Consider the following 14,839-nt stretch of genomic DNA (forward strand, 5'->3'; position numbering starts at 1 on the left):
TCCATTTGTCTACTTCCTCTATTCGTCATTGGGACATAGCAGACATCACGCCTGCATAGCCTTCGGCAGAGCCGATCACAGCTTGTTTGCCCTGTGCGGCCAGAATGGCATCCGCCAACTCACGAAAGGCTCCCTGCCCGCCGGGGGTCTGCAACACGCCGCTTGCTGCCTGGCGCACGTAAACAGGGGCATCAGGGACGGCGAAGCTCAGGCCGCAAGCCGCAAATGCCGGCAAATCAATGCTGTCGTCACCAATGCAGACTGTTTGTTCTGCCTGTACCCCAGCCTGGGACATCAGTTCACGACAAGCAGCGGCCTTGTCCTTGACGCCCAGCATGCACAGAGTCAAGCCCAAATCGGCAACGCGCTTGCGTAGCGTGGCTGAGTCACGGCCGGAGAGCACGGCCACACGCACGCCGCTTTCTTCCAACAGCTTCATACCCAGGCCGTCCCGCACGTGAAAGCGCTTCAGGCACTCGCCAGTAGCGTCATAAAACAGTCCGCCATCGGTCAGCACCCCGTCCACATCGGTGATCACCAGGCGAACATCTGCCAACGTCGGCTGCGACTCTGGCTCACGCCCTTCCAGCAGCGCGCGCACGCGCTCCAGACATTCGGGAGTATCAACGCCAGGCCCTGTAGGCTCCACCGCATAAGCGCGGATCTTCAGACCGGCAGCCATGAGGCGCAGCTGCTCAAGCTTTTCAGCCTTCTCTGTCATGGGCTGGGGCAAACCGGAATAGCGCTCCAGCACCTCACGACGATAGGCGTAGACCCCCACATGCTTGAGATAGGTGGCTTCCTGCGCATCACGTGGATAGGGGATCGGTGAGCGGCTGAAATACAGCGCGTCGCCGTTATCGGCCAAAACTACCTTCACCGTATTCGGGTTCAGAGCTTCCTGCCCATCGATCGAATGGCAGAGCGTTCCCACAGCTACGCTAGCATCAGCCAGCATGCCATCCACCAATCGCTGCACGTCACCGGGCCGCACCAGCGGCTCATCGCCCTGCAGATTGACATAGATGTCTGCGGGTACCTGGGCCATCACCTCGGCCAAGCGGTCCGTGCCAGACGGATGATCCTTTGAGGTCATCACCCAGCGACCGCCAAATGCCTGCACAGCCTGCGCCACGCGATCATCATCGGTTGCCACCAGCACGGCCTGCACACCTGCAACCTGGCATGCGCGCTCGTACACATGCTGAATCATGGGTTTGCCCGCAATATCAGCCAGAGGCTTGCCGGGCAACCGGGTCGAGCCATAGCGGGCCGGAATCACAATAGCTACTGCTGTGCCTAGGCCAGCACCGCCCCAGGAACAAGCGTCCGAAGTGGTTTCGGTCAGAGCATGTTGCATATTTACCAAGTATTAAAACAATAGCTACTAACGCTTATCAGACAGGCGATAGCAGCTATTTTTATAAAAAATCAGCGAAAGCCGCGATGCATCGCCGTTCAGTCAATCACCAACGGCTCGAAAGACTTCACCAAGTCGTCCACTGCCTTCACCTGGGCCAGGAAAGGCTCCAGCTTGTCCAGCGGCAATGCACTGGGGCCGTCGCACTTGGCCTGGTTCGGATAGGGATGCGCCTCCAGGAACAAACCTGCCAGCCCTGTTGCCATGCCCGCACGGGCAAGGTCCACGATCTGCTGACGGCGTCCGCCCGATGCGCCTGCGTTAGGGTCGCGCTGCTGCAGCGCATGCGTCACGTCGAAGATGATGGGCAGATCACCCGTCACCTTCTTCATCACGCCAAAGCCCAGCATGTCGACCACCAGGTTGTCGTAGCCAAAGCAGGTGCCACGGTCGCACAGCATGAGCTGGTCGTTGCCGGCTTCCTTGAATTTCTCCACGATATTGAGCACCTGGGAAGGGCTTAGGAACTGGGGCTTCTTGATATTGATGGGCTTGCCCGTCTTGGCCATGGCAACCACCAGATCCGTCTGACGCGCCAGGAAAGCAGGCAGTTGCAATACATCCACGACCTCAGCTACAGGCGCCGCCTGCCAGGGCTCATGCACATCGGTAATTACCGGAACGCCAAACTCTTTTTTTACCGCCTCAAAAATCCTTAAACCTTCTTCCAAGCCTGGGCCACGGTAGGAATGAATAGAGGAGCGATTGGCTTTATCAAAGCTGGCTTTGAAAATGTAAGGAATTTTTAACTTGGAAGTAACCTTTACGTAGTGCTCTGCACATTTCAAAGAAAAATTCAAATCTTCTAGAACATTTACACCACCAAATAGAGTAAAGCTTTTGGCATTGGAAAGTTTCTCTTGCTTATTCATCTCTCAACCCTTAATTAAGAATATCTTTCAAATATTCGTCAAATCCCGCAATAACATTTTTGTTTGTAAATATTTTCTTTGCAGACTCCTGAGATTTTCTCCGCATCCTTTTATCTTCTTCAATATCAAACTCAAATTTTCTAATATAATCAATAATATCCGCTGGATTATCTATTATGCCACATTCAAATTCATTAGTCAGGCACTCCTTTCCCAACTGATTTGTCAACAGATGCTTTCCTGCAAATACAGCTTCTACACTTTTGAAGTTCAACCCACCCTGAACCAAAACTGGATTTAAAGAGACATCAATTAATTTATAAAAATCGTCGAGATTTTTTACAAACCCCACACTTGATATTTTCTCATCAAAAAGCATCAACTGATTAATTAATTCATTTTTTGCTACTGAGCCCGCGATAAAAAGAGTACTTTCTGGAGAGTACATCTTAATTACTGGCCACCATTCTTTTATAATTAACTCCAGAGCTTTAACATTAGCATCCATAGCCCCACCAATAAATCCAAAATTCAGTGGTTTACCTGATGGTCTAGCTTTAATTGCTCTAAGTTGATAATCAAAACCTGCGGAAAGATTAATTAGATCTGCCTTTAGATCTTCTTTTTCCAAAATTCTTTTATCAGCATTGGAAATAGAAAGAACAGCATCAGCCCTATTTAACTGAGCCAGCTCCATTTTTTTCTCATTTACTTCTGAGAAAAAAATTCTCTCTTTTCTATTTAGGTAACCCTTTGATCTCTCAAATTGAACATCATGAGTATCACAAATAATTTTTGTTTTGTCACTCAAGAAAGGCTCTACCAAGTCTAAAACATCCATCATCCAAGCATAAGAAACAATAATAATTGGATAGTTTTTGGCATGGTACAGTGAGTTTACCTTCCTTTTTGCAGAAACTGTCGGCTTATTAAAACATCTTTCAGAAAATTTATCTTGCAAAATTTCATTTTTTCCAATAAATTTTCTAATCTTTTTTTCCAATCCTCTCTTAAAAATATCTATTTTCTTGAATTTTTTCTTCTTATTTTTATAAAAATAAACATTTTCACAAACCGTCAAAAGAGAGGATACTAGATTACTTTCTTTTACTTTATCAACTTGAGGTATTAATATATCTACAGCATAACCAATATTTTTCAAATTTGACAGCAGGTTATATGCGCGCTGATGAGACCCCAAATTCAAAGGCAGAATTGGACCAGGAAACACAAATAGGATACTTGACGACACACCAGACCTCATGTTCGATATGTAGCCTACAGAATTTACCCAGACTACAGACTTCTCTGAAAATGAAAAAAGAGCAACTAATAAATCATCATCCAGGCTAGGCCTAGACTCCGACAGAAGAACTACTCGATCAGATAAAACGGCCCACTTTATTAGATCTTCATCATTTTCAATTAATAATTTTCTCTCACAGAAAAATTTATCTTTTTCTTTATTTTTCGCATTATAAAAAATAGCTTGAGCCTCAGGATTTTTACTCAAATATCTCTCAATAGATTGTTGATAATCTTTATCATCCAATAATATAAAGAGCACTTTCATAATAACTCCAATCCTTTAATATACTTAAAGCCCCCATAATAATCAATAACAACAGAGCTATTTATATCTCTTCCCTTCCAATCATCATCCACGATAGAAATATCAGTTTTTTTATTCAAACAACTCTTTTCAAAAGAAAATTCAAGATTCCCAAAAATATCCTTAAGAAGATTCTTGATATAAGAAATATCAATCAAAGAACTATTATTTCTATAAGTCAAATCTAGTCTTTTACCGGGACTAAAATTTAATGAGACAGAAATTACTTCCTTGCCAGAAAGAAATTCCTTTATAAACGGATGTGCTATTTCTGATTTTGTTTTTCTTTTATTTTCAGATAATTCACAACCTATATTTTTACTTATCACATTTTCCGAAAAATCAGAATCACTTTTTATAAGATTACTATCCAAAAGAAAACACAGATAGTCTCTAATTTCCTTAGAGTCATTTTCTTCAAGTGAATCATTTTTTAAACGACTTACGCAATTCAATCCCGAATATATAGACTCGCCAATACATACCACCTGCTTTCCAGCAATCAAAGCCTCCAAGCCAACTGTACTGTTAATTGTAACCACAACATCTGCGGCCTCAATCCAGTAACTCAGTGGTTTCTCTGCTGAAATAATTAAATTTTCATAAATCGGAAAATTGAGCTGAAGCCCCTCAACTTCTTCTGGATGCGGCCTAACAACAAAAATTGTTCTACCATCGTTAAACCTTTCATATATACATATAAGAGCTTCACGCATAGTCTTGTAAGGACTATAGTAAATAATATTAGTATCCAGTTGGACTTGTAAAGGAAAAAAAATCACTCTAGTTTCTTTAGAGTGGTCTTTTGATTTCTCATTCAATGAAAAAATTTTAGCGCAATAAGAATTCAGCTCATCACTGAACCGGCTATACCTCCAAGCTCCTGCTTTTTTATTGGAAAGGCTTGATGCTCCATTAACCCCCTCCTTATCAAGAAACAATGAATCCTTAAATAAGCCGCGCTCAATATATGAACTATCAATATTAAGCTCTTGCACCATAAGGCGGAGAGCATTTGCTGTAAATCCTGTGTAGCCATTCCAAATACAGATGTGAAATGGCTTAATATCATCAATTATACTATTTAAAGCAGCAATATAATTAGCGCATTTATCCAGATTTTTTGAATACTGTGAAGGCCATACTAATCTAAGATTTCTTTTTGCCTCCGCTTCCAATAATTTTTTTGGCTCCACTACTAGATTCATTTTTTTCAATGAATCATTTTCAAATTTCTTCAAATAATCATTCAAATAGACTACTTTGAAGCCCTCCGATTTTATATATGAACCCTTATTAGGGTTGTACATCAATATAACTGGTGAGATGTTATTCGCGAATAGCTTTCGCGCCAGCAACATCACTCTTTTCTGGTTCTCTAAATGATCACCGCATTGAATTAGCACATTCATTAAGAGCCCCTACTTCATCTCATACAATTCATCATTTTCGAGAAAATATTTTTTTGCCCTTAATGCGATAAGACTCCCATTTTCCTTTCGAAGCTCTAGCTCGTCCAATGCGTGATTAATCGACGAAAAATCAATTCCAGTCATCGACTTCGGATCATAATTCCACCAAGAAATTTTCCTTAGTCTTTTTATTGTGTCTACATCAAATCTAAACCTGAGATGACGAGCGGGAGTTCCAGCAACAATTTCATATGGTTTTACATCTCTAGTGACAACTGATCCTGCAGCAATTACGGCACCATCCCCAATAGAAACACCTCTTCCAATAAAAACCCTAGCACCGATCCAGACATCATTCCCAATTAAAGGAGCTTTTTTCAAAGTTTCTTTAGGAAGAGATAGACTATGCTTGAACTCCCTAAAATCTTTCCAAAAATCAAACCCACTAGCACCATACTGGAAAGGATGAGTGCTTAAAAAATTTGTCGGATGATTGCCTGGGCCAATAATAACCTCCGGGGCAACCGAGCAGAATCGACCAATACGGCCAAGAGAACCTATATCTCCGCCCCTAAAATAGGTATAAGCCCCTATTTCAGCACCATAAGAAAATTTAGTTCCTGCACCAATAATACATGGAGCCTCAATAATCAATTTTATATTTCTCTTTACATCTGCAGGAGAAATCAAAATTCCCATTTTTTTCAATGTCTCTTCAGAAATCATTTTAAACCTTTAAATAATTATTTTCAGCTTTCTTCAGCGCATCCTCTTTATCTCCTGAAGGAAAGAAAATAAACTTCTTTTCCAGTTCAGAATTTATCTTTCTTATATTAACATCCCCGAAATAATTAATAAGAGAATACAATATACCCTGATCTATCCACCACTGTGTGTTTCTTGAATTATTTCTCTCAGGATTATATTTCTCGTCAAACAATTTTGAAAACAGCTGGAAAAAATCTCTCATTTTTTTATTGTTCTTCACGATACATAAACCAGCACCCATATCCCTCCAAGGGTACAACTCAGGCTCTTTCATTCTTATCGCAATATCAAAATCATCAAATATCAGAGAAATCGGCACTCGCGAATGAATTAAGACATCTGCATCAGTTATCATGAAATTTGAATCCTTATAGTGATCCATTAGATCTGAAACGATCAGAAATCTCGAAGATGCATAATAAGGTATTGGATCTTTAGAATTAAATGTCTCAGTACTATAAGATAGACCCAGTTGGTTTATCTTAGAAATTTGCTCATCACGAGGATTTATTATATGCAAATGAATACTAAATGCCTCATTAACTACAGGCATTGATTTTTCAATAAAGCTGAAATATTTATCGAAATAGTTCGCATCCAATGAAATTAGCCAAATGTCTGCAATAGGCTGTTTCTTTATAACGAAATTGATTTTTCTTTTGCTTGGCTTTTCTCTTCTTGATAGAAAATCAATACTTTTAGGGGAAACTAAATATTGCAAGCCTCTTAATGAATTATTAGAATAACTAAGAGTTTCTACGTAACGAGAGAACATCAATCCTGCCGCTTCAAAGTTATCCATATGCGGCAACAAAGACATATAATCTCCACTAGCCTTATATAAAAGGGAGTGATAGGATAACCCATTTTTTAAAATCTCTAGGTTCACTTCCTTTTTTATAATTTCTATAGATTTATTCTTATTATTATCCCTATATATGGACTCCATCCAAAAAGAAAAGACATCAGAATATAATCCACCACCAGCGTATACAGAGGTATAAATCTTTGCCCAAAAACAAACCTCTTTATAATTCTTCAGCTGAAAATATGCGACTATTAATGAGAATAATATATCCTCATCATAATTATTCTCAATCCATGCACGAGACGACTCTCTAGTTACACTAATGTAATCATGATTTCTCATGAAATTTTGGATGTCTTTTTTTTCCATAGCAAACCTATTTATGGTGAAAGATGCTTCCTGTAATAACTCTACCACTCACAATAGAGTTACACAGAGACACGACCATACTTATCAGAATATCGAATAATATCGTCCTCTCTCAAATATGCTCCAGATTGAACTTCAATTATTTCAAGTGGAATTTTCCCGGGATTCTCTAAAGAATGTATTGTTCCCACTGGGATATATACCGATTGATTTTCCGTAACTAGCGTTTCTACTCCATTCATTGAAACTTTTGCTGTGCCAGCAACAACTATCCAATGCTCTGATCTATGGTGATGCATTTGCACAGAAAGCTTCTGTCCAGGAGTAACTAGTATCCTTTTCACCTGATAACGTTCACCGCTATCAACTGAATCATAATGGCCCCACGGTCGATATACTTGACGATGAGAAGTCGCTTGGGACTTCCCTAACTTCTTGATAGAATCAACAATCTTTTTCACATCTTGTGAACGCTCTTTTTTTGCGACCATCACTGCATCTTTAGTTTCGATGACAATAATATTGTCAACGCCAAGCACCGAAACCAATCTATTTTCCGCATGTATATAGTTATTGTTTGATTCGTGAAGAATAACCTCTCCTTGAGCCGCATTACCTTTATCATCTTTCTTTGAAATATCCCAAACAGCGGACCAAGCGCCAATGTCGCTCCATCCAGCGTCCAACGGAACGACAGAAACCGAATCGGATTTTTCCATTACTGCGTAGTCAATGGATATATTTGGTGATTTTTCAAATTCAGCTACATTAAGGCGGAGAAAGTCCATATCTACGCACGCAGACTGCATCGATGCCTTTGCTGACTCAAGTACATCTGGCGCATGAACTTGCATTTGCTGCAGCATTACTGAAGCTCTAAAAAGAAAAATTCCACTATTCCAGTAAAATCGCCCATCTTCATAATACTTCTGAGCCGTTGCTTGATCTGGTTTTTCGACAAATTCAGCAGCTGCCTGAGGGATACTCTCTTTTTTTTCTACACGAATATATCCATATCCAGTTTCTGCCGAGTGAGGCACCACTCCGAAAGTAACAATACGATTCTGAGTTTTTGCAATGGCACTTCCGATATCTACCGCTTTATTTAATGCATCGATGTCATTTATGACATGATCTGCAGGCATTACGAGAAGCAAGGCCTCCGGCTCATCTTCTTGAACCTGTATGCAGGCACATGCTATTGCTACTGCCGTATTACGCCCGAAAGGCTCAAGAATAATTGCTTTTGGAGTCACTCCCACAGCACGACACTGTTCAGCGATCAAAAATCTATGCTCTTGATTTCCAATCACTATTGGTGAATCCCTATTCACTATATTTTTATCAAGTCGTGCTATCGTTTGCTGAAAAAGAGATTTATCCGAAGCTAAAGAGAGAAACTGCTTTGGATAAGACTCTCTAGAAAGAGGCCACAACCTAGTACCGGAACCACCAGATAAAATAACAGGTATCATTTTATTAATCATTAAATAGAATTTTTATAAGCCAATAACCACTTTTGCACTAATAGCAATCTGATATATTATTTGCGTCATATCTTTCCAGAATTGACGTTTCTTCTCATCTACTTTGGGCAAGACAAGAACCTGATCGCCAGCTTTGATCTGTGCATCGGCAAACAGCTTGCTGATATCGACTTGCTGAAAAGCGCCATCACGATGAGCGACCACCACGCGCGCATTGTCAGCCGACTGGGTGAAGCCCCCTGCACGATCGATATAGTCCTTCAGGCTCAGCGAACCGTCGAATGCCACAGCATTCGGAAACAGAACCTCACCGCTCACCAACACCAATCCATCCTTGCGCGGTATGCGAATGACATCACCGTTTTCCAACAACATATTGTCGCGCTGACGCGCTTGGGCGATTTGCACCTGGCCTGTGGGCTCGACCTTTTTGGCACGCTCCACCCACTGCAATGTCAGGTTTGCTTCTTCTTGGCGTAAGCGAGCCTCATCGGTGCTACCGCTGCGAGCTGTAAGCAAAGCCGTTTCGAGGCTACGCAAGCTGGTAGCCAGCATTTCCTTCTGGCGCTCCTTCACGCTCATGCGGAAGAGCTGAATGCTTTCGGGCTCGGCGTCAGGCAGAGTCTGGATGCCTTGCATCAACGCGCCCAGACGGGTGCCATAGGGCAGCACATATTCCTGAGAATTCATATGCTCGCCTTCGACTCGCACGGTAATGGTGCCGGGCTTCTTGTCGGCGGTGAATTCCAGCTCATCTCCGTTTTGCAGCACCAATGCATTGGCTTCCTGCAGCGGGTAGTACTCCGTGTTCTTCACGATTCCGGTATTGCGAGCAATACGCACATGGGTTGCCTGGGCTTGAGGTTTGGCCAGTTGCATCAACTCAGCCACTGTTTCGGAGCCACGGGAAAACTCAAAGCGCTTGGCATTGTTTACGAGACCAGATACGCGCACCCGGTTGGCAATGGGGGGCACAAAAATCACATCACCATCATTAAGCTGCAGCAGCGGCAACTGGCCTTTGAGCAGAAAGTCATAGAGGTTGAAAGTAGCACGCACAGAGCTACCGCGCTTGACCTGCACGGTCAGAAAACTGCCACGCTCAGGGTCAATACCGCCCGCCTGGTCCAGATAATTGAGCAGGCTATCCATGCTGGTGCCGTTGTATAGGCCCGGACGCATGACATTGCCACCCACAAAGATGCGCACCGGCTGGGCTGCAGCCAGGCTGGCATAGCTGTATACATTGGCGCGGAATACACGGCGTACTGCTGCCTCTACCTGCTGCTGAAGATTCTTGTTGGCAATGCCCAGCACCTTGATGGGCCCGACCTGCGGCAAGAAGATATTTCCCTGTGGGTCGACAGCGGCCACGCTATCAAAGGTAAAGCCACCCCACAACCGCAAATGGATACGGTCACCCACCGTCACCAAATAATCGGGGTTGAACTGTGTTGCCCCTGCACGCGCAAAGTTGCCGGTAAACAGGTTGGCGCCAAATACATCGCTATTGAGATTGGCTGTGTAATCAGCGGTCTGTGGGGCTTGGGGCAATACGGGGGCCTGCAAGGTGACAGCGGCGCCAGAACGGCTTGCCGAAGCATCGCTGAAAGTCCCGCCAGAAGGTAACAAGCCTAGTGCCTGATTGATCTGGAAAGGATCAACACTGGACGCAGATGCATCCTGACCTGAGCCGGCTTTAGAGGTCTGTGCCTGGGCTGGTGCCAAACCAGTCAACAGCACCGCGACTGCCGAACTGATACAGGTATGCGCGATAAAACGTTGCATGATAAAACTCGAAAAGTTCAAAACAATCAGTCGCGGTGGTCGCGCACGATAGAAGCAAGCAATTGCACCAACCCTGCCAGCAGCAAGGCACCGAGGATAAAGGTGACAATGTTGTAGAGACGGCGGGGGCGCAAAGGGTATTCGGGCATCGATGGGCTCTGAAGTACCAGCACCTTCTTCAAGGTACGCGTTGCCTCCACGCGGCCTTTTTCCAGTGCCACTAACGCGCTCTTATAGGCATCCTGCTGAAACTGCGCCTCCAGCTCCAGGCGCTGGTACTCTTCTACGGTCTTGTTCAGCGACTGCCCCTTGGCACTGGTCAAACGTGCTTTTTCTGTCTTGATCTGCTTTTCCACTGCCTGAATCTGTAGGTCAACCTCCACGACCGCAGGAGCCGTGGGTGCCAGATAGCCCAACAGCGCGGTCTTGCGCGCGCTAAGTTCGGTCAACTGCTCATCGAGCTTGTTGACCACACCGGCAAGATTCTCCGCCGCAGACTGCGGCGAAATCAGCCCCTTAGCATTCTGGAAAGCCAGCACGCGCTGGCGCGCATTCAGCGCATGTTCGCCACGCTCTTTGACCTGCTTTTCGAGAAAGTTCACCTGCTCCTGCGCCAGTTGATGACCCAGCGTATTCATATAACGCTCGCCTTCATGTACCAGTGCGCTGGTGATCTTGCGGGCCATTTCAGCGTCATAGGCCTGGGCCTGGATGACCAGCACACCGGCATACTCGTCATATTCCACGCTGATGCGCGAGAGAAAATGCCTATGAAAAAACTCCAGAGACGCATCATGGAAGAACATGCGCGAAAGCACGTCGTGATCGTGGCTGCTGTAATGCTCGCGTAAATTCAGATCCTTATCCAGTTGCAGCAGCATATCGACAGAGAGCAGTCTATCGCGCAGCAACATCTGGTCTGCACGTGATATTCCATCGCCGCCAGCCAAGAGCGAGCTGAAATCCATAGCCTGCGAAGCCGCCATGTCGGTTCGTTGAATCAGAACGCGGGCTTCGGAAACATAGCGATCAGACGCGATACAACCCCAGTAAATAATCGCCAATATAGATGCACATAATGCAATGGCCAGCGCCTTCATGCGCCAGATGGCATTGCAATAGCTTTTGAGTCGTTCTTTTTTTTGAAAATCATTCATGTGGAAATACTGTCTTTATAGTTTTTCATAGCATCTTCGATGCTGTCGAACCAATGGGCTTGGCCTTCATGCAGCCAGATACCTGCCTGACAGAACTCGCGCAAAGTACCATCGCTGTGCGAAACCATAATGAGCCCGGAGCGATCCGCAATGCGCTTGAATGCATCAGATGCTTTTTTTCTGAACGAGGCGTCGCCAGCTGAAGTGGCCTCATCCGATATATACACATCAAAATCAAATGCCAGAGAAAGGCCGAACTGCAGGCGAGATTTCATGCCTGAAGAATAAGTACGAACGGGCTCATCAAATGATGAGCCCAGTTCAGCAAATTCTTCGACATAGGCAATCTTTTCGGCCATGGACAGATCCTCGCCAAAGCCATGCAACCGGCAAACAAATTTGGCGTTCTGCCGCCCCGTCAAAGAGCCTTGCAAACCACCGCCATAGCCCATAGGCCAGGAAACTCGACTACGCCTCTCTACCGTTCCACGTGTTGGTGTATCCACTCCACCAATCAAGTTGAGCAAAGTTGACTTGCCAGCACCATTACGGCCAACCAACCCCACGCTGATCTTAGTTGGAATAGTGAGCTCTACTCCCTTGAGAATCCAGCGCCCCACCCCATGCGGTGTCTGATAACGCTTGTGTACGCCGTCTACAATAATCATTGTGCCCTCAATTTCTGAGCAAAACGCACCTGCAAGGCAAGCCCCAAAAAAATAGAAACAACAGAAAATCCGTATAAATATTCAAAATTAGCTTCCGGAGCTTGGTGATAAATTGAAAAAAAACCACCTCGCAGTAGCTCAAGACCATGCGCAAATGGATTATAAAAAGCCCACTCTCTATATTGGATCGGGATTGCAGACAATGGAAATACCGCGCCCGACAAAAAATATAAGGGCCGAAATAAGAACATCATCAAGTTCCCCGCTTCTGGGACAAGATCGCTCAAAACAGAGAGAATAAGCCCTACCCCTAAAGCACAAAGCATCAGTCCGACAAAGGCGAGCATGGCCTCCATCGCTGAATCCGGAACAATCGAGTGGCCAAGGAACGCCAAAACGCCTAATAGCGCAATTAATATCAGAAGACCTAAAAGTGCCTCAAGGCTCGCTCGAACAATCACGGTATCAATGGGCCGTACCTGACGATAGGCAAACAAGGCCTTGTTGGCATCGACCGCACCCATGGCGCGCTGGAAGACGTTCTGTACCGTAAAGTAGCCAGTTAGGCCCAGGACCAGCCACACTGCCACATCCGCGCCAGCAACAGAACGTGCACGCAGAACGGTGTACAGCAGCAACATGAAGCATACATGCAACACAGGCTCGAGCACGATGAGCACCCAGGCTCCGCGCGTCGCGCTCAGGCGCGCAACGGCCTCGCGCAGGAAAAGTGCGTTCCAGACTGCAAAAGTGACGGAAAGTGAACTACGTGGCGCAGAGATTACACCAGAAGACGGGGCTGAGTCCAAGATAAATCCTCGTTCTTTTGGACTCAAGACGCACTGAAATCCAATCGGTCGATTGTAAATGAAAACATAAGCAAAACCTTATTACAGGCAGCCACTACCCCGCACTTCACATTCAATTACATTGCCAATAAACTATTGAAATATCTTATTTGATATATTTTAACTATTATATAAATTTAATGCAGGGCACGATTGATTAGGATTTTTTAATCTTAAATGCACGCATGCATTTCAATATCAAAATAATTCTCATACTTGTCTCCAAAATATCATTTAATAATAGAACTTATGAAATACAATTCAGATATTTAAAATTTAAATATTAAATAATTCAAAATAATTTTCAAAAAATCAGATACACAGCATCCTCATGCTTCATGCCTTGCCAAACAAATCCCAGGGAATGAACCAAAAGATTGCTGATCAAGGCCGCAAGCAGTCAATAATGAGAGCCTACTGTGCAAGCAGGATGAACCTCTGACCGAGCACAAACATCGCTGCAACACCGGTGCCGCTTGCCGTCTGGATTGATATGAACACCACTCAAGAAACCGCCTCCCCTTCGACACCGCGCCTGACCTCTCTGTCTCACGGCGGCGGCTGTGGCTGCAAGATTGCCCCCGGCGTGCTGTCGGAGCTGCTGGCCAAAAGCAATTTGCCCAAGCAGTTTTTCCCCGATCTGCTGGTGGGCACGGAAACCGCAGACGATGCGGCCGTCTACAGGATCAATGACGAGCAGGCCATTGTGGCGACGACGGATTTCTTCATGCCCATCGTCGACGATCCCTATGACTTTGGCCGCATTGCCGCCACCAACGCGCTGTCAGATATCTATGCCATGGGCGGCACGCCGCTGATGGCGCTGGCCATTGTGGGCATGCCCATCAATGTATTGCCCCACGATGTCATCGCCAAGATTCTGGAAGGTGGGGAATCGGTCTGCCGCGACGCAGGCATTCCGCTGGCTGGCGGCCATTCGATTGATTCGGTCGAACCCATCTACGGCCTGGTCGGTATCGGCATCGTCAATCCCAAGCAGATGAAGCGCAATGCCGATGCCAAGGATGGCGATGTGCTGATTCTGGGCAAGCCCCTCGGCGTGGGCATTCTCTCGGCGGCGCTCAAGAAGAATTTGCTCGACGATGCGGGCTACCGTGCCATGGTGGATGCAACCACCAAGCTCAACCGCCCAGGTACAGAACTTGCAAAGCTTGACGGCGTGCATGCGCTGACCGATGTGACGGGCTTTGGCCTGCTGGGCCACGGCCTGGAACTGGCCCGTGGTGCCCAGCTCAGCGCACGCATTGACAGCGCCAGGCTGCCTGTGCTTCCGGGTGTTCAAGCGCTTGCAGAGCAAGGCATTTTCACGGGTGCTTCGGGGCGCAACTGGGCATCCTACGGCGACCACATTCAGCTGGCTTCGTCCGTGACAGACGCCCAGAAAGCGCTGTTGACCGACCCTCAAACCTCGGGAGGCCTGCTGGTTTCCTGTACCGCCGATGCCGTCCAGCAAGTGCTACAAGTCTTTGCTGATAGCGGGTTTGCCGATGCCGCAGTGATTGGACACATGGAAGCAGGTGTGCCCAAGGTCTTTGTGGACTGAGCGCGACTGGAGGTCGAAAAAACGGGACGAAGGGACACAAGCCCCCTGCTCCCAGCTTCCCACTCC

At 45.7% G+C, this 14,839-nt stretch carries 12 protein-coding genes; 1 reads left to right on the forward strand and 11 read right to left on the reverse strand.

Translation table 11 applies throughout. The features are described 5' to 3' along the window. Nucleotides 1-25: 25 nt before the first annotated feature. The 11 genes from kdsB to DJFAAGMI_RS08035 form a co-directional block, all read right to left on the reverse strand. A complete protein-coding gene (kdsB, locus tag DJFAAGMI_RS07985; protein ID WP_211456620.1) occupies nt 26-1,360 on the reverse strand; it encodes a 3-deoxy-manno-octulosonate cytidylyltransferase in 1,335 nt (444 codons plus the stop codon). A gap of 98 nt (nt 1,361-1,458) precedes the next feature. Then, a complete protein-coding gene (gene kdsA, locus DJFAAGMI_RS07990) occupies nt 1,459-2,292 on the reverse strand; it encodes a 3-deoxy-8-phosphooctulonate synthase (protein ID WP_211456621.1) in 834 nt (277 codons plus the stop codon). A 10-nt stretch (nt 2,293-2,302) separates the two neighbouring features. Beyond that, the gene (locus DJFAAGMI_RS07995) at nt 2,303-3,865 is read right to left on the reverse strand and encodes a glycosyltransferase (protein WP_211456622.1); all 1,563 of its coding nucleotides are present in this window, start codon (nt 3,863-3,865) and stop codon (nt 2,303-2,305) included. Continuing rightward, the gene (locus DJFAAGMI_RS08000) at nt 3,862-5,145 is read right to left on the reverse strand and encodes a capsular polysaccharide export protein, LipB/KpsS family (protein ID WP_211456623.1); all 1,284 of its coding nucleotides are present in this window, start codon (nt 5,143-5,145) and stop codon (nt 3,862-3,864) included. Before DJFAAGMI_RS08000 ends, DJFAAGMI_RS07995 begins: the two co-directional genes overlap by 4 nt. Before the next feature lie 180 nt (nt 5,146-5,325). Continuing rightward, on the reverse strand, nt 5,326-6,042 hold the full coding sequence (locus DJFAAGMI_RS08005) for a CatB-related O-acetyltransferase (protein WP_211456624.1): 717 nt from the start codon (nt 6,040-6,042) through the stop codon (nt 5,326-5,328). A gap of 1 nt (nt 6,043) precedes the next feature. Beyond that, nucleotides 6,044-7,261 (reverse strand): hypothetical protein, encoded by a 1,218-nt coding sequence (locus DJFAAGMI_RS08010; RefSeq protein ID WP_211456625.1) that lies wholly within the window; start codon nt 7,259-7,261, stop codon nt 6,044-6,046. Between the two features lie 59 nt (nt 7,262-7,320). After that, the gene (locus tag DJFAAGMI_RS08015) at nt 7,321-8,748 is read right to left on the reverse strand and encodes a mannose-1-phosphate guanylyltransferase/mannose-6-phosphate isomerase (RefSeq protein ID WP_211456626.1); all 1,428 of its coding nucleotides are present in this window, start codon (nt 8,746-8,748) and stop codon (nt 7,321-7,323) included. A gap of 12 nt (nt 8,749-8,760) precedes the next feature. Continuing rightward, on the reverse strand, nt 8,761-10,536 hold the full coding sequence (locus DJFAAGMI_RS08020; protein WP_211456627.1) for a polysaccharide biosynthesis/export family protein: 1,776 nt from the start codon (nt 10,534-10,536) through the stop codon (nt 8,761-8,763). 26 nt (nt 10,537-10,562) lie between these two features. Further along, nucleotides 10,563-11,693 (reverse strand): KpsE/RkpR family capsule polysaccharide export protein, encoded by a 1,131-nt coding sequence (locus tag DJFAAGMI_RS08025; protein ID WP_211456628.1) that lies wholly within the window; start codon nt 11,691-11,693, stop codon nt 10,563-10,565. Next, a complete protein-coding gene (locus tag DJFAAGMI_RS08030) occupies nt 11,690-12,361 on the reverse strand; it encodes an ABC transporter ATP-binding protein (RefSeq protein WP_211456629.1) in 672 nt (223 codons plus the stop codon). Before DJFAAGMI_RS08030 ends, DJFAAGMI_RS08025 begins: the two co-directional genes overlap by 4 nt. Then, nucleotides 12,358-13,170, reverse strand: a complete 813-nt coding sequence (locus tag DJFAAGMI_RS08035) for an ABC transporter permease (RefSeq protein ID WP_249333918.1) — start codon at nt 13,168-13,170, stop codon at nt 12,358-12,360. Before DJFAAGMI_RS08035 ends, DJFAAGMI_RS08030 begins: the two co-directional genes overlap by 4 nt. Nucleotides 13,171-13,702: 532 nt before the next feature. On the opposite strand from DJFAAGMI_RS08035, the gene selD reads away from it, so the two are divergent. Next, nucleotides 13,703-14,773, forward strand: a complete 1,071-nt coding sequence (gene selD, locus DJFAAGMI_RS08040) for a selenide, water dikinase SelD (RefSeq protein ID WP_211456630.1) — start codon at nt 13,703-13,705, stop codon at nt 14,771-14,773. The last annotated feature ends 66 nt before the right edge of the window (nt 14,774-14,839 follow it).

Source organism: Comamonas brasiliensis (assembly GCF_018292285.1).
Classification (GTDB): Bacteria; Pseudomonadota; Gammaproteobacteria; order Burkholderiales; family Burkholderiaceae_C; genus Comamonas; species Comamonas brasiliensis.